16 protein-coding genes are annotated in these 14,872 nt (G+C 56.9%); 9 read left to right on the forward strand and 7 right to left on the reverse strand.

Translation table 11 applies throughout. The features are described 5' to 3' along the window. Positions 1 to 19 precede the first annotated feature (19 nt). Positions 20 to 592: a DUF2239 family protein gene (locus LG383_RS11895; RefSeq protein WP_225759200.1), complete on the reverse strand. Its 573-nt coding sequence runs from the start codon at positions 590 to 592 to the stop codon at positions 20 to 22. A gap of 309 nt (positions 593 to 901) precedes the next feature. Here LG383_RS11895 and LG383_RS11900 point away from each other — a divergent pair, with 309 nt between their 5' ends. Then, positions 902 to 1,642 carry a hypothetical protein gene (locus LG383_RS11900; RefSeq protein WP_225759201.1) on the forward strand — a complete coding sequence of 247 codons (741 nt, stop codon included), beginning with the start codon at positions 902 to 904 and terminating at the stop codon, positions 1,640 to 1,642. Continuing rightward, positions 1,639 to 3,315, forward strand: a complete 1,677-nt coding sequence (locus LG383_RS11905; RefSeq protein WP_225759202.1) for a hypothetical protein — start codon at positions 1,639 to 1,641, stop codon at positions 3,313 to 3,315. The genes LG383_RS11900 and LG383_RS11905 overlap by 4 nt, the downstream gene beginning before the upstream one ends. A 23-nt stretch (positions 3,316 to 3,338) precedes the next feature. Here the strand turns inward: LG383_RS11905 and LG383_RS11910 are convergent, their stop codons facing one another. After that, positions 3,339 to 3,881, reverse strand: a complete 543-nt coding sequence (locus LG383_RS11910) for a TetR/AcrR family transcriptional regulator (protein WP_225759203.1) — start codon at positions 3,879 to 3,881, stop codon at positions 3,339 to 3,341. An 81-nt stretch (positions 3,882 to 3,962) separates the two neighbouring features. On the opposite strand from LG383_RS11910, the gene LG383_RS11915 reads away from it, so the two are divergent. Both LG383_RS11915 and LG383_RS11920 read left to right on the forward strand, forming a co-directional pair. Beyond that, positions 3,963 to 5,180, forward strand: coding sequence for an MFS transporter (locus tag LG383_RS11915; protein ID WP_225759204.1), 1,218 nt, complete (start codon positions 3,963 to 3,965; stop codon positions 5,178 to 5,180). Beyond that, the gene (locus LG383_RS11920; RefSeq protein WP_225759205.1) at positions 5,170 to 5,982 is read left to right on the forward strand and encodes a Cof-type HAD-IIB family hydrolase; all 813 of its coding nucleotides are present in this window, start codon (positions 5,170 to 5,172) and stop codon (positions 5,980 to 5,982) included. Before LG383_RS11915 ends, LG383_RS11920 begins: the two co-directional genes overlap by 11 nt. A 54-nt stretch (positions 5,983 to 6,036) precedes the next feature. Here the strand turns inward: LG383_RS11920 and LG383_RS11925 are convergent, their stop codons facing one another. Beyond that, complete coding sequence (locus LG383_RS11925; RefSeq protein ID WP_225759206.1) at positions 6,037 to 7,272, reverse strand: MFS transporter; 1,236 nt, start codon at positions 7,270 to 7,272, stop codon at positions 6,037 to 6,039. A 167-nt stretch (positions 7,273 to 7,439) separates the two neighbouring features. On the opposite strand from LG383_RS11925, the gene LG383_RS11930 reads away from it, so the two are divergent. The 3 genes from LG383_RS11930 to deoR all read left to right on the forward strand — a co-directional run bounded on the left by LG383_RS11930 (position 7,440) and on the right by deoR (position 9,610). After that, positions 7,440 to 8,168, forward strand: a complete 729-nt coding sequence (locus tag LG383_RS11930; RefSeq protein ID WP_225759207.1) for a phosphatase PAP2 family protein — start codon at positions 7,440 to 7,442, stop codon at positions 8,166 to 8,168. A 7-nt stretch (positions 8,169 to 8,175) separates the two neighbouring features. Further along, on the forward strand, positions 8,176 to 8,784 hold the full coding sequence (gene ybjG, locus LG383_RS11935) for an undecaprenyl-diphosphate phosphatase (protein ID WP_106992502.1): 609 nt from the start codon (positions 8,176 to 8,178) through the stop codon (positions 8,782 to 8,784). A 67-nt stretch (positions 8,785 to 8,851) separates the two neighbouring features. Further along, complete coding sequence (deoR, locus tag LG383_RS11940) at positions 8,852 to 9,610, forward strand: DNA-binding transcriptional repressor DeoR (RefSeq protein ID WP_225759208.1); 759 nt, start codon at positions 8,852 to 8,854, stop codon at positions 9,608 to 9,610. A 96-nt stretch (positions 9,611 to 9,706) separates the two neighbouring features. Here deoR and dacC read toward each other — a convergent pair whose 3' ends face one another. Further along, positions 9,707 to 10,912 carry a serine-type D-Ala-D-Ala carboxypeptidase gene (dacC, locus tag LG383_RS11945; protein ID WP_106992500.1) on the reverse strand — a complete coding sequence of 402 codons (1,206 nt, stop codon included), beginning with the start codon at positions 10,910 to 10,912 and terminating at the stop codon, positions 9,707 to 9,709. Between the two features lie 256 nt (positions 10,913 to 11,168). Between dacC and LG383_RS11950 the strand changes: the two genes are divergently transcribed. Then, positions 11,169 to 11,795 (forward strand): glutathione S-transferase family protein, encoded by a 627-nt coding sequence (locus LG383_RS11950; RefSeq protein ID WP_106992499.1) that lies wholly within the window; start codon positions 11,169 to 11,171, stop codon positions 11,793 to 11,795. A 1-nt stretch (position 11,796) separates the two neighbouring features. Here LG383_RS11950 and LG383_RS11955 read toward each other — a convergent pair whose 3' ends face one another. After that, a complete protein-coding gene (locus LG383_RS11955) occupies positions 11,797 to 12,915 on the reverse strand; it encodes a PQQ-dependent sugar dehydrogenase (protein WP_225759209.1) in 1,119 nt (372 codons plus the stop codon). A 104-nt stretch (positions 12,916 to 13,019) separates the two neighbouring features. After that, on the reverse strand, positions 13,020 to 13,403 hold the full coding sequence (bssR, locus tag LG383_RS11960) for a biofilm formation regulator BssR (RefSeq protein ID WP_225759210.1): 384 nt from the start codon (positions 13,401 to 13,403) through the stop codon (positions 13,020 to 13,022). A 242-nt stretch (positions 13,404 to 13,645) separates the two neighbouring features. Here bssR and LG383_RS11965 point away from each other — a divergent pair, with 242 nt between their 5' ends. Then, positions 13,646 to 14,557 carry a LysR family transcriptional regulator gene (locus tag LG383_RS11965; protein WP_225759211.1) on the forward strand — a complete coding sequence of 304 codons (912 nt, stop codon included), beginning with the start codon at positions 13,646 to 13,648 and terminating at the stop codon, positions 14,555 to 14,557. A 25-nt stretch (positions 14,558 to 14,582) separates the two neighbouring features. Here the strand turns inward: LG383_RS11965 and LG383_RS11970 are convergent, their stop codons facing one another. Continuing rightward, positions 14,583 to 14,720, reverse strand: a complete 138-nt coding sequence (locus LG383_RS11970) for a hypothetical protein (RefSeq protein ID WP_225759212.1) — start codon at positions 14,718 to 14,720, stop codon at positions 14,583 to 14,585. Positions 14,721 to 14,872 lie beyond the last annotated feature (152 nt).

Below are 14,872 nucleotides of genomic sequence, written 5' to 3' on the forward strand. Positions count from 1 at the left end.
TTTCAGGACCCCCTCTGGTTCAGGATCCCTCACCCTCCTCTTCTTTGCCAAATGCCAGCCGTAGCGCGTACTGGCGAATATCCTGCGGCCAGCTCTCAATAGACGCGGTAAACGCCGCCTCATCGTCAGCAAAAAGCGCGCGCAGGCCGGCCTCGTAATCAGGCAGATCTCCCGCCATCTCGTACATAAAGTGGTAGGCGCGATCGTGACGCTGGCGCTTATTATCCGCCGCTTTACCGGGTTTTCTGGCCCGGTCGATAAGCCTGCGCAGAGTGGCAGACGCCCCGCCGGGCTGGGTAGCCAGCCACTCCCAGTGCCGGGGCAGCAACGTCACCTCTTTGGCCAGGACGCCGAGCTTTGGCCGTCCGCGGGATTTTACGACAGGGGTCTCTGCCAGTTCAGGGTAGACCGCCAGAATATCGGCAATATCGCCATTAAGAGGAATATCGAGCCGTTTTCCGCTGCGATCGTTAAAAATGAAAACGCTTTCACGCTGAATGTTAGCGGATTGGATCTGCTGTAACAGTTCGCTCAGCGTACCGTGGGCGATCTGACGCTGCCGCCAGAAGACGGTAAGGGTGATATTTGCCATGGAGTCACCTTTTTTATCCGGGTAAAAATCGCGCGTAACGCCAACAGCGGCGTTATATGAATTATATCCGGGTAAAAATAAATGCGAGTCGCCTGGCAGCGGCTGAAGGGGAAAACCGGTAGCAGGTCGCCGTATAACCCACCAGAATTGGAAGTTGACGCATTATTTCAACATGTTAACTTTCCTGAAATTTTTATCATGGATGGTCCCCTCACGCCCGTCAGATCGCACCAGCCACTCTCAACATTATCAATGGCTCCATTGATAGCATTGCATTGAAAAAATAACGAACAAAAACGGAATTAACAGATGAGTATCTCCCGACACAATTTAATCCTGCGTAGCTTGCTGGTTCTGGCGTTCATTTTTGGGTTAAGTGGCTGCTCCGTTCGTTACGATAAAAACGGCAAAATTCTGTTTAACACTGACCTGGCGAGCGTGCTGGGGAATGAAGTCGGTCAGTTCACGCTGGCGGATGGCTCGACAGGCGCGTTACGGGAGCTGAATGGTCGCTACAGCCTGAAGTGGAGCAATCTGATGATTGAGCGCCCGATCGAGGGTGTCAGCTGGGCGAGGATCATCAGTCAGTATCACATCGAAGGACACACCTTGCTGCTGTTGAAAGTGGCTACCCGCTCCTGCCCGGCACAGTATCGCCTGGTCGATGTGCAAAACACCCGTTCCCAGGAGTGGGCCTTCACGGGCGTCTGCGATACAGGGCCGGAGATCGCCGCCAGCGCGGACAAACTGCAGCTGAATTTCACCCACGGGAACCGGATCGAACAGTACACCTGGCAGCATGGTGAGGTTTACCATCGTCGCCTCCCCCTTGAGCAACAAAAAACGGTTAAGCGTACCCGCACCGATAGCGTGACATCGTCGCGTAAAGCCAAAGCGCAGCCCGTGGCGAAGCCGGTAAAACAGACCCCGACCAAAACGGTGGCGCCACTCCCGCCTAAAGTTGCCCAGCCAGAGCTGGACAATTCCGTGCCCAACGAGATCTATGCGCCGACGAAAACCCGCCAGACCAGCCTGGAGCTGAAGTCATGACCGGGCATGTCCAGGAGCAGCCGTGGCCGCAGGACAAGATCAAGCATTCGGCCCTCCCCTGCTGGCAAAACTGGCTGGTGACGGGCATTACCCTCACCTATCTCATTTGTGAGCTGGCGTTCAACTCCCGCCTGCTGGATCTGGTCGGTAGCGTCTCGACAGCCGATGAAGTTCATAATATGGAGCGCTACGGGCGGACCTTAACCGCCATCGCGGCGGCGCTGCTGGTGTTGCAGTTCTCGCTAATGGGCCTCGTCCGGCTGAAGAAAAAAGGTATCCGCCTGACGGCAAACGTCAGCACAGCCCTGGTGCTGTTGATCTGCCTGATCGCCGGAACCCTGACGTGGCATGCCGTGGAGTGGGTGATCGAACGCCAGGTGACGAAAAGCACGGGCGAGTTTCGTCAGATGTCTCTGCTGGCGCAGCTCTACCAGCATGCATTAATTGAAGGGCAGCAGACGCTGGAAGGCATCCCGCTGGACAGCGGAGGAGGACAGGCCCGGACATGGACCAGCCCATCCGGAAAGGCATTTCTGGCCACCTTACCGGTGCTGTTAAGTTCGTCGGATCGCTACCGTAAATTACTCGAAAGCGATGCGGAGCAAAATTTACGTGACAATATTAGCGCGCAAGAAGGTGGCGTGCGGGGTTATTACGAGGCGTGGATCAAGGCTCGCGAAGAGGTGCATAAAGAGTTCGTCGCCTATTACAACGATGAGATGGATATCAGCGAAACGGTGCGACTGGAGCAGGCCCGAGCCTGGCAACGCTATGAACGCTCCTTAGAGGCGAAGCGCCTGAAAACCTGGAACGTCCCGCGACGTTATTACGCCACCGTGCGGAATCAGGTGCGCGGGCAAGGGGTTCCGGTCACCAGGGACTGGACGCCATCAGATCGTGCCGGTTTTGATGCGGCGGTAGCGAAAGCCGCCAGAGAGAAATATCTCGCCCAGCGGACCGTGGTCTACGAAGGCGTGACTATCCCGAAACGACTCGACTGGGGCGTCTTTTTCCGCCTGAACGTGGTGCAGAAAGCGTTACGCGAGAAGCTCCAGCTCCCGGGGAATACGCTTGTTCGCGAGCAGTATCCGCTAAACGATAAGCTGAAGCAGTTTGCTCTTGAGCTCCACGCGCCTCATCTTAACGAGGCGGTGAAGCAAAAATTACCTGAACTGCGTGCGGCGGCACCGAGCTACAGCGCGGGTGGGGTTAATGAGAAACTGGGGGAAGATGCCGCGCGTGCCGTCATTGTGCCGCCCGTTGCGCTGATGTTCTCTCTGGTGGGTGCCCTGACGCATCTGGCAAAACTGCTCTATCTGGTCCTCGTTCCCGTGACGGCGGCGATGTTGACCCGGCGTTCCTCGCGCTCCGTACGGCTCATGAATCGGCATCCCTTAGCCTTCCCCGTCGCGTTAATTGCCATTCTGGTGATCACCTTCGGCGTCACCAATAACAGCATCACTGAATCCCCGGCTTACCAGCATTTAAAAGACGGGTTAAAAGAGGCGGAGGTTGCAATTACCGATAAGCCCTTACCGCTCAGCGGCGGGACGTTACTGCGGGTGGTTCATGCCGTCAGTATCGGGCAGAGCTACAGCTATCCGGTCAATCACTTTCTGCGCGAACATGTGCTGCAGGGATTTGATTTCGGGTATGTGACGCGGGACGAGTAGTTCCCTGCGGGGCATAAACGAGGTTATGTCCCGGCTATCCTGCCCACCATCGCCCGCAACGCTTCCCGCGTGAGAGGCTGTCGGTCGGTGACAAAATGCAGCGTCATCCCCTCGATAAAGGCGTCCAGCGCCCGGGCGGTGACCGGATCGAACCACTGCTCAAGCGTAGTCTGGCTGGTTTTCATCCAGTCCTGCATCACGGTTTTTAACGAGGCGCTGCGGTTCATAAAGGCATACAGCTGGTACATCAGCTCCATGTTGTGCGGCGTGGTCACCTGAGAGCTGTAAATCAAGGTGGTGATCGACTCGCAAGCCATCTCCGGCCCCGTCACCCCGGCAAAGAACTCGCGGTACTGAACCGACATCTGCTGCGTAAACCAGGTGAAGGCCTCTTCGAGCAGCGCATCCATCCCGGAAAAATAGTAGGTCATCGACCCCAGCGGCACGCCGGCACAGCTGGCGATTTTGCGATGGGTGACCGCGTTCAGACCATGCTCAGCGATGGTGTCCAGGGTAGCCTGCAATATCCGTTCCCGCCGTTGCGGATCGTTGGGTCGTCTGTTCATTTTTACCTCAGCGCATTTATGTACAAATGTACACAAACTTGCTAGTGTTGTCTTCTATGTTGTCCTTCTGGTACAGAAACCATGACCGTCATCTCACCGCGCAAAATTCTGCAACGCCGCCTGTGGGCGCTGTTTATGTTCTTCTTTATCCCCGGCCTGTTAATGGCCTCCTGGGCCACGCGCACCCCTGCCATCCGCGATATTTTGTCGGTCTCGACGGCGGAGATGGGCATCGTGTTATTTGGCCTGTCGATAGGGTCGATGAGCGGCATTCTCTGTTCCGCCTGGCTGGTTAAGCGCTTCGGCACCCGGACAGTGATCCGCACCACGATGTGCTGCGCGATTGTGGGTATGATGTTGCTCAGCGTTGCGCTGTGGTTCGCCTCCCCGCTGGCCTTTGCCCTCGGACTGACCGTGTTTGGTGGCAGTTTTGGCGCCGCGGAAGTGGCGATCAACGTCGAAGGCGCCGCCATCGAGCAGGAGATGAACAAAACCGTGCTGCCGATGATGCACGGCTTCTATAGCCTCGGCACCCTGGCCGGTGCTGGCATCGGCATGGCGCTCACCGCTACCGGCATTGCCGCTACCACCCATATTTTACTGGCTGCGCTGGTCTGTATCGCCCCGGTGCTGCTGGGGATCACCGCCATTCCGGATGGCAACGGCAGAAACGTCGCGGGTGAGACGAAAACCGGTGAAAAAGGGCTGCCCTTCTATCGCGATATGCAGCTGATGCTGATTGGCGTGGTGGTGCTGGCGATGGCCTTTGCGGAAGGGTCCGCCAATGACTGGTTGCCGCTGCTGATGGTGGACGGGCATGGCTTCAGCCCAACCTCCGGCTCACTGATTTATGCCGGGTTTACGCTGGGCATGACCGTCGGGCGCTTTACCGGGGGCTGGTTTATCGACCGCTACAGCCGCGTGACGGTGGTTCGTGCCAGCGCCCTGCTGGGTGGTCTGGGCATTGCCCTGATTATTTTTGTCGATGTCGACTGGGTGGCCGGCGTGTCGGTGGTGCTGTGGGGGCTGGGTGCCTCGCTCGGCTTCCCGCTGACCATCTCGGCAGCCAGCGACACCGGCCCGGACGCGCCGACCCGCGTCAGCGTGGTCGCCACCACCGGCTATCTCGCCTTCCTGGTAGGCCCGCCGCTGCTGGGCTTCCTCGGGGAGCATTACGGCTTACGCAGCGCGATGCTGGTGGTCTTAGGATTAGTAATGATTGCCGCTCTGGTCGCCAGGGCGGTCGCCAAACCGGATTCGCAGGCTAGATCTGCCATGGAGAATGGATATGAGCGTTAAACTGATTGCGGTTGATATGGATGGCACCTTCCTCGACGATGCGAAGCAGTACAATCGCGCGCGCTTTCTGCGCCAGTACGCGCAGATGAAGGAACAGGGCATACGGTTTGTGGTTGCCAGCGGCAACCAGTACTACCAGCTGATCTCTTTTTTTCCGGAGATCGCCGATGAGATCGCCTTTGTCGCGGAAAACGGCGGCTGGGTGGTGAATGCCGGGGAAGATGTCTACAACGGCGAGCTGACGCAGGCCCAGTTCGCCACCGTGGCGGAGTTTCTCTGCGCCATTCCGGAAGTAGAAGTGATCGCCTGCGGCAAAGGCAGCGCCTACACCCTGAAACACTATGGTGAAACCTTCCATGACCTTGCCGCCAAATATTATCACCGGCTGGAAAAGGTGGACAATTTCGATAACTTCAACGACATCTTCTTTAAGTTTGGCCTGAACGTACCGGACGACGAAATCCCGCGCATCCAGGGGATGATCCACCAGCAGTTGAGCGACATTATGGTGCCGGTCACCACCGGGCACGGCAGTATCGACCTGATCCTGCCGGGCATCCACAAAGCCAATGGCCTGCGCCTGCTGCAGGAGGTATGGGGCATCGACAACAGCGAAGTGGTCGCCTTTGGCGACAGCGGCAACGACGTGGAGATGCTGACCCAGGCCGGGTTCAGCTTTGCGATGGCCAATGCCCGGGATCACATCAAAGCGGTTGCCCGCTATGAAGCGCCACACAATAACGAAGAAGGGGTGCTGGAAGTGATTGACCGCGTGTTGAACCGGGAAGCCCCGTTCAATTAAGCAGGCGTAGTTTCGTAGGCCGGGTAAGGCGTAGCCGCCACCCGGCTTGATTGTTTACTCCGGCTGTAACGAACTGCCAACCCGCTTGTCTTTCAGGAACACAAACATCAGCCCCAGCCACAGGATGCCGTTCGCCAGGTTGAACAGGCTGAACAGCCCGTTGCCGCCGCTGCTGAAGGCGTGTTTGCTGACCTCAATCCCGACGGTGAAGATCAGCATCTGTAACATCCCCATTGCCGCCGACACCGTACCTTTACTCATCTCGCTGGCAAACAGCGTCAGACGCACCAGCCCGGCATTTGCCAGCCCAATACCAAACGCATAGATACTCAGCCCGGCGGTCATCCACAGCCAGGCGTGGGATGAAACCACCGTCGCCACCGCAGCCACCACCAGCCCAATCACAATCGGCCAGCCGCCCATGATGATTAACGAGCGCACGGTGCGGCGTGACGTCAGCCGGGCCAGCACCAGGTTACCCACAATCAGCGCGCCAAAAATCGGCACCTGCAGCAGGCCATACTCGTAGCTGCTGAGCTTTTCGCCGCTGATGATGATCACCGGCGACTGGGCAATCCACGCCAGCAGCGGCAGGCAGACAAAGCCAATCGCCAGCGCCCCCGCCACAAAGCGGATATTTTTCAGCACCGCTTTATAGTCGCGCCCCAGCTCCTGCATGGAGAGCTTCTCCCCGATGCGGGTGGCGGTTTCGGGCATTGCGCGGTACAGGCCGTAAAACGAGATCGCCGCCAGCAACGCAAACAGCACGAACATCCCCTCCCACGGCGCAACGTGCACCCAGGCGGCCCCCACCAGCGGGCCGAGCAGCGGCGCAATCAGCGCTACGTTCGCCATCAGGGCGGTGATTTTGATGCACACCGCCTCCTCAAACGACTCCTGGATAGCGGCGTAACCGACGGCACCGATAAAGCACAGACTCACGCCCTGCAGGAAGCGCAGCACCATGAACTGCTCGATGTTCTGCGCCAGCAGGGTCGCCAGGCAGGTGACGATAAACCACACCACCCCGGTGAGCATCACCGGGCGACGGCCAATACGATCCGATAGCGGCCCGAGCAGCCACTGCAAAAACATCCCCCCCGCCAGATAGGCGGTCATGGAGGTGGGAACCCACTCGATCCCGGCGTTGTACTGCGCCACCACGGCCAGCATGCCGGGCTGGATCATATCGTTACCGATATAGGTGGAGAATTCGTAAAGCACCAGACACAGCGGGAACAGCAGCGCCTGACGCCCCAGGCGAGTGCTGGAAGAAGAACGGTTTAGCATGGAGTCTCAATATCCGATAAAAAATCGCGCAGAGTGTAATGAAATGGCTGCGCCAGCGATAGCAGATTAACGCAGCTGGTCAGAAATAACGCACAAATCGCCGTCGTTTAAGGTTGCCTTAAGTTAGCGCCCGTATGCTTAGGGGTTTTAAGTCATTGGCCTTAATTATGACACAATTTTCTCCGGCTTCAGAATTGTCTAAGTTAAAGACTTCTAAGACAAAACCGCTTTACCCTTTACCGGCGCGTTTTTATGGTTATCAGCTGATTACGCTGCTGGTTCTGGCCGGGCTTTTTACCTGGCTTTCGCGGGATGAAACCCTCGACAGAATGCTGACCGGCTACTGGTTTGACGCGGCCAGCCAGCACTTTCCGCTGCAGCAAAACGCGCTGCTGGATCTGCTCAATCATCGGCTGGCGAAATACCTGACCATTGCCGTGGCGGCGGTTACCCTCCTATACGGCGCGTTCCGGCGCAATGCCCAACTGGTTACGGCGGCGCTGCTGATGGGGTTGGGTACGGCGGTGGTGGGGGTACTGAAAGCCGTCAGCCATCACAGCTGTCCCTGGGACCTGGTGGAGTATGGCGGCAAGGCCCTGGCCTATCCCCTGTTTGATTCAGCTCCCCTCGGCAGTGGCCCCGGGCGCTGTTTTCCCGGCGGTCACGCTTCAAGCGGTTTTATGGTGATGGGGTTGTTCTTCGCCTTCTGGCGTGAGCGTCCGCGTCTGGCCTGGGGGCTGGTGGCTGCCGGAGTCGTGCTCGGCCTGGTCATGGGCTATGGCCAGGTGATGCGCGGCGCACATTTCTTCTCGCACAACCTGTGGGCAGGTTGGTGGGTGTGGTTTTCACAGGTGGTGGCCTACGGCCTGATCTCCATCTGGTTTGCAAAAGAGTAACGAGGATATGTTAGAGAATCTGAACTACGGACTGTTTTATCTGATCAATGCCACGCCTGCTTCGCCGGAGTGGAGCATTAATCTGGCCATCTTTGTGGCGAAAGACCTGATAACCATTATGCCCGCGCTGATCGCAATCCTCTGGCTATGGGGGCCGCGCAAGCAGGTGGGTGCCCAGCGTCAGCTGGTGATTAAGATCGCCATGGCGCTGGTGATAAGCCTGGCGGCGTCGTGGCTGCTGGGCCATCTGTTCCCGCACGACCGCCCGTTTGTCGATCGTGTCGGCTATAACTTCCTGCACCACGCCGCGGATGACTCCTTCCCGAGCGATCACGGCACCGCCATTTTCACCTTTGCACTGGCGTTCCTGTTCTGGCATCGGGTCTGGTCCGGCATTGTGTTGATGATGGTGGCCTGCGCCATCGCCTGGTCCCGCGTTTATCTGGGGGTCCACTGGCCGATGGATATGCTGGGCGGACTGATGGTCGGCCTGCTGGGCTGCCTGAGCGCGCAGATCCTGTGGAACCTGTTCGGGCAGGCTCTCTATCTCCGCCTCTCGCAGCTGTACCGCTTCTGCTTTGCCCTGCCGATCCGCAAGGGCTGGATACGTGACTAATTCAGGTCCCGCGAGGTAAACTTGAGCCCCCGGCGTAACGGGGGCTCATTTATCGCTCTGAGGACCTATGGAAACACGACGTGACGAACGGCTGGCTCAACTGATTAATGCGCTTAAGCGCAGCGATAAACTGCATCTGAAAGAGGCCGCCGCGCTGCTGGGCGTCTCTGAGATGACCATCCGTCGCGACCTCAACAGTGAAAGCGGGCCGGTTGTGCTGCTTGGCGGCTACATTGTCCTCGAACCCCGCAGCGCCAGCCACTATCTGCTGAGCGATCAAAAAACCCGCCTGGTGGAAGAGAAGCGCAAAGCCGCGCGGCTGGCCGCCTCGCTGGTGCAGCCTCATCAGACGCTGTTTTTTGATTGCGGCACCACCACGCCGTGGATCATCGAAGCCATCGATAATGACCTGCCGTTTACCGGGGTCTGTTACTCCCTGAACACCTTTCTCGCCCTGCAGGAAAAACCCGAGTGCCGGGTGATCCTCTGCGGCGGTGAGTTCCACGCCAGCAACGCTATCTTCAAACCGCTTAACCTGCATGACACCCTCAGTAACCTGTGCCCGGATATCGCCTTTTACTCTGCGGCAGGGGTGCATGTTCGCCAGGGGGCGACCTGTTTTAATCTCGATGAGCTGCCGGTTAAACAGTGGGCGATGAGTATGGCGCAGTACCATGTGCTGGTGGTGGATCACAGCAAGATGGGCAAGGTGCGTCCGGCGCGGATGGGGGAGCTGACGCGCTTTGACGCGATCGTCAGCGACTGTCGTCCGGATGAGGAGCTGGCTGCCTGGGCTAAGGCGCAGCAGATTAAATTGATGTACTGAGTGCGGTTTATTGCCCGGCGGCGCTGCGCTTGCACGGGCCTGGGAACTCCGTAGGCCGGGTAAGGCGAAGCCGCCACCCGGCACTGCACGGAAGCTTTAGTTGAACCAGCCGCCAAACCACTCGTGGAATTTCATCAGCACGTAATCCCACATCCGGCCAAAGAACCCGCCCTCTTCCACCGCTTCCATCACAACCAGCGGCCGCTGCTCAATGGATTTGCCGTTCAGCTGGAAGTCGATAGTGCCGACCACCTGGCCTTTTTTCAGCGGCGCAGTGAGCTGCTTGTCGGTCAGGGTGTAGCTGGCTTTCAGGTTTTTCAGCTGGCCGCGCGGAATGGTGACCGAGCCGCTTTCACCGGCGCCGAGCTTGACCTCGCTCTTATCGCCAAACCAGACCCGCTGGCTGACAAAGGTGGCATCCGGCTTGATAGGGGTGACGGTTTCGAAGAAGCGGAAGCCCCAGGTCAGCAGTTTTTCTGACTCGTTAAAGCGGATGCGGTCGGTTTTGGTGCCCAGCACCACCGAGATCAGACGCATATCGCCCTGGGTTGCCGAGGCCACCAGGTTGTAGCCTGCCCCGGCAGTGGTGCCGGTTTTCATCCCGTCCACATTGACGTTGCTGCTCCACAGCAGACGGTTGCGGTTCTGCTGGCGGATCTTGTTGAAGGTGAACTCTTTCTCTTTATGGATCGCGTACTCTTCCGGCACATCATGAATCAGTGCCCTGCCCAGCAGCGCCATATCGCGGGCGGTACTGAACTGGCCCGGCGCGTCCAGGCCGTGAACGGTTTTAAAGGTGGTGTTGGTGAGGCCTAATTTCTGCGCGTAGCCATTCATCAAACCAATGAAAGAGTCCTGGCTGCCGGCCACATAATCGGCCAGCGCGATACAGGCATCATTCCCCGACTGAATGATTACCCCTTTGTTCAGATCGGAAACCGCCACCTGATCCCCCGGCTTGAGGAACATCACCGAGGAGCCGCGCAGCGCCGGGTTGCCCGTCGCCCAGGCATCTTTGCCGATGGTCACCATGTCGGTGAGCTTGATCTTACCGGCTTTCAGGGACTGCCCTACCACGTAGCTGGTCATGATTTTGGTCAGGCTGGCAGGGTCGAGTTTTTCATCTGCATTGCCTTCTGCCAGGACTTTGCCGCTGGCATAGTCCATCAATATCCAGGCGCGCGCATCAACCGGCGGAGCCTCAGGCGCCGCCTGTTCCGCTGCGTACAGCGAAGGTGCAAAAAGGACCAGCAGCGCAGAACCCGCTACCAGACCGCGTAAAGAAAAAGTGTTTCGCATCATAATGCCACCCGAGTTTCCATTCCAAAAATCACGTCACACCACCGTGTCGCAAGAAGCGATGAGTAATAACGTACTAACGCCTTAAAAAAAACCAAAACCTGGTAAAGTTTTTAAAGTTTATGCAATAACAACCCGATACGCTTTGACCGCATCGATTTTTTTCGCGTCTGTTGCGTATTGGTTGGGTTTATCTCACCATGTAAAGCCATCACCAGGGATCGCATCCTGACAACGGCTTTAATTATAAGGGGTTATTATGATTACTTTGTGGGGCAGGAACAATTCAACCAACGTTAAAAAGGTACTCTGGACGCTGGAAGAGCTGGATTTACCCTTTAAGCAGATCATGGCGGGACTGGAACACGGGGTGAATAAAGAGGCCGACTATCTGGCAATGAACCCTAACGGTCTGGTGCCGCTGCTGCGCGATGACGAAACCGACCTGACGCTGTGGGAATCCAACGCCATTGTGCGCTACCTCGCGGCGCAGTACGGCCAGAACCGTCTGTGGCTCGATGAACCTGCGAAGCGGGCCGTCGGTGAAAAGTGGATGGACTGGGCCAACCAGACGCTCTCCCCTGCCCACCGGGTAATATTGATGGGGCTGGTGAGAACCCCGGAAGCCGAGCGTGATTACGCTGCCATTGACGCTGCCAAAGCCACCTGCGAATCGCTGTTTGCCATGATGGACGAGGCGCTGGCGACAAAGCCGTGGTTCTCGGGCGACGACTTTGGCGTGGGTGATATCGCCGTCGCCCCATTTGTCTGGAACCTGACCAACGTTGGTCTGACGTGGGCACCGCGTCCGCATCTTGAGCGCTGGCTGGCAAACCTGAGCGAGCGCCCGGCCTATCGCAACGTGGTGATGATCCCGGTGACCTGATCTACTCCCTGGACGGGCTGACTTTCAACAGTTGCCCGTCTGTTTCATCGGTCAGCACGTATAAGTAGCCATCCGGTCCGACCCGCACATCGCGAACCCGCTGATTGCGGTCGCCGAGGATCCTTCCCTCCTCCGTAACGCTGTCGCCGCTGACGTTCATCACAATCACGTCCTTATCCTTCAGCGCGCCGATAAAGAGTTTATTCTTCCACTGCGGGAAGACGTCGCTGTTATAGAAAGCCATCCCGCTCAACGCCGGAGACTGCTTCCAGACAAACAGCGGCGGCTCGGTGCCCACGGCGGTTTCGCCTTTCGCTTCCGGGATCGGCAACCCGCTGTAGTTGATGCCGTGGGTTGCCAGCGGCCAGCCGTAGTTTTTGCCTCTTTCCGGGATATTGATCTCGTCGCCACCGCGTGGCCCGTGCTCATTGAGCCACAGGGTGTTGCTCCACGGGTTCATCGCCATTCCCTGCGGGTTGCGGATCCCGTAAGACCAAATCTCCGGCCGCGCCTGTTTGTTGTTCACAAAGGGGTTATCGTCCGGTACCGCGCCCTGATCGGTGAGACGCACCACTTTGCCCTGTAACTTATCCAGATCCTGGGCGGTCGGGCGCTGGTTATTCTCGCCTAACCCGATAAAAAGATAGCCTTTGCCGTCGAACACCAGCCGGCCGCCAAAGTGATTGCCGGTAGAGAGTTTCGGCTGCTGGCGGAAGGCCACCTTAAAGTCCTCCAGCCGGGTGTTATCCTCGCTCAGACGACCATACCCCACCGCGGTGCCCGCTTTCCCGTCATCGCCCGCTTCGGCATAGCTCAGCCAGACCCGACGGGAGGTGGCAAAGTCAGGGGCCAGCGCCACGTCGAGTAATCCCCCCTGGCCGCTGTCCCAGACCTTCGGCACTCCGACGATGGGATCGGAGAGCCCCTTGCCCGCCTGCCAGCGTTTAAGCTGTCCGCCTTTCAGCGTGATTAGCATGCCCTGATCCTGGGGCAGGAACGCCAGCGCCCAGGGGTGATCGAGTTTATTTTGCAGTACCGACACCTGCACGTCGGCGGGGGCAGCAAACAGCGAGGCGGATATCAGCAACAATGGCAGGGAAATAAGCGAGGATCGACGCATAACGCACTCCTTTTCGACGTATGGCATAAGACTAGCCACTCAGCGCAGGGGCGTTAATACTTTTACAAAAGCTTAAGCAGATGGGGGAGTTGCCTCCCCCGGGATCAGCTCTGAATCAGCGGTGAATGTGATTTCAGATACTGGATGCAGAGAGTGAGATCGTTCAGACAGTTTTCCAGCTTCTCTGCGTTGACGGCGATGAACGTTGGGCAATCGTGGTTGCCGGTCATCATACAGACGCCTGCGGTGGTGAGCGAACCGGCGGCGCGATAGAGCATCGCCTGCTCCTCGGCATTGCAGTACGCTCTCAGCTCCGGCGCTTTTTCACGCATGTAAGTACAGAGTTCAAAGAAGTTGTCACGCAGATGGTCGCTTTCGCTGACTGACATATACCCTTTCGCTTTCCTTAACTGCAGATAGGCGGCGAGATCGATTCGGGCATTAATCATCTTGTTAAGAAGATCGCGTTTCAGTCTGTCAACGGACATGCTTTTTCCCCCCTTGTCAGCTTTAGTGCATTCTCAGATTATGTCTATTTTTTGTGCAATTTAATGCGTCAGGTCAATAATCCGCAACGGAATAGCAAAATTTACAATGTTAAAAAGGCGGGCAAAAGGAGCCGCCCGGAGGCTGTTGATTTTGCTGAGCATAAAATCATGCTTCTTCCTCACCGCGCGTGACGGGAGGCCTGCTATTTTTGAGAGGGTTAAGGCGTGGAGACAGAGGGCGTATGCCAACGATGCCGGTGTCAGATAAGATCATCTCGTTAAACCGGATCGACCTGAATCTGCTGACCATTTTTTGCTTAATCTACAGCGTAGGCAGTATCTCGAAAGTGGCTGATATGCTGGATATTTCCGCCTCTGCCGTCAGCCAGTCGCTGCGCAAACTGCGCGAGCAGATGGGGGATAACCTGTTTGTCCGCAGCGGCAACACGCTGTTACCCACCGTGTATGCGGACGAACTGTATGACAACATCCTGCCGATCATCGATAAGCTCGCCACCCTGCTCCCCCTCTCTTCCCGCATCAAAAAACGAAGACTCACCCTCTACACCGAGTCCTTTGTCTCGCCGTTAGTGGTGCCGGAACTGACGCAGAAGATCGTCGGGATGAACGCGGATATCAGCCTGCTGCACCGTACCGCCGAGCTTAACGAAGCGAAGATCACCGAACTGTTGAACATGCGCCAGGCGGATGTGGTGTTCTCCACCTTTTCTGTTGAGAGCAGTAATATTTCTTGCCAGAAGATGAGTGATATGACGCTGGTGCTGATCGCTGCACAGGATAATCCTCTTTATGAAAATACGGTCACGGAGGAGATGTTCAGGGATGCCAATCTGGTGGGGTACAACACTAAAAACGAAAAGATCATTTATCATCGCAGCATCGTGGATAAAAAATTCCGCTCCAGCGAGCGCTGTCTGCTGACCACCTCTTTCGCCTCCATCTTACTGATTGTCTCCACCACCGACTGCCTGGGCATTATCCCGGAAAAAGTCTTTGCGACTTATTCCGGGATGTATCAGCTAAAAAAACTGGAGACGCCATTTACGTTGCCACAATTCAGTATCTATTCGTCCTGCCGGAAAGAGACCAATAAAATGCTCTTTTCACTGTTGGCTGATTTTTTACGCCAGTAAACCGGCATGATGTCCGGGACGATCACTATTTTTTCGCTTTGTGTTTACCGAACTCAACGTCATCGGCAATATTCAGGTCAGTGACTAATCTGGACTGTGAGAGCCCGGTGGCAACAGATATGTGCGCCAGCTCGACGCCATAGATGTGAAGGGTTTTGGCCATTTCTAATTTTGATTGCAGATAGATATCTCTCATAACGTACCTCATTTAGTTATCGACGAGGTGAAAGATAGGTTATCTGTTTAGCGTATCCAATAAGGGTCCCTTAAAGCCGGGATAAGTAAATCTAACTCGGCATGCAACACATCAACTTA

The sequence above is a fragment of the Leclercia sp. Marseille-Q4284 genome (genome assembly GCF_916618945.1).
GTDB classification, from domain to species: Bacteria; Pseudomonadota; Gammaproteobacteria; order Enterobacterales; family Enterobacteriaceae; genus Enterobacter; species Enterobacter tamurae.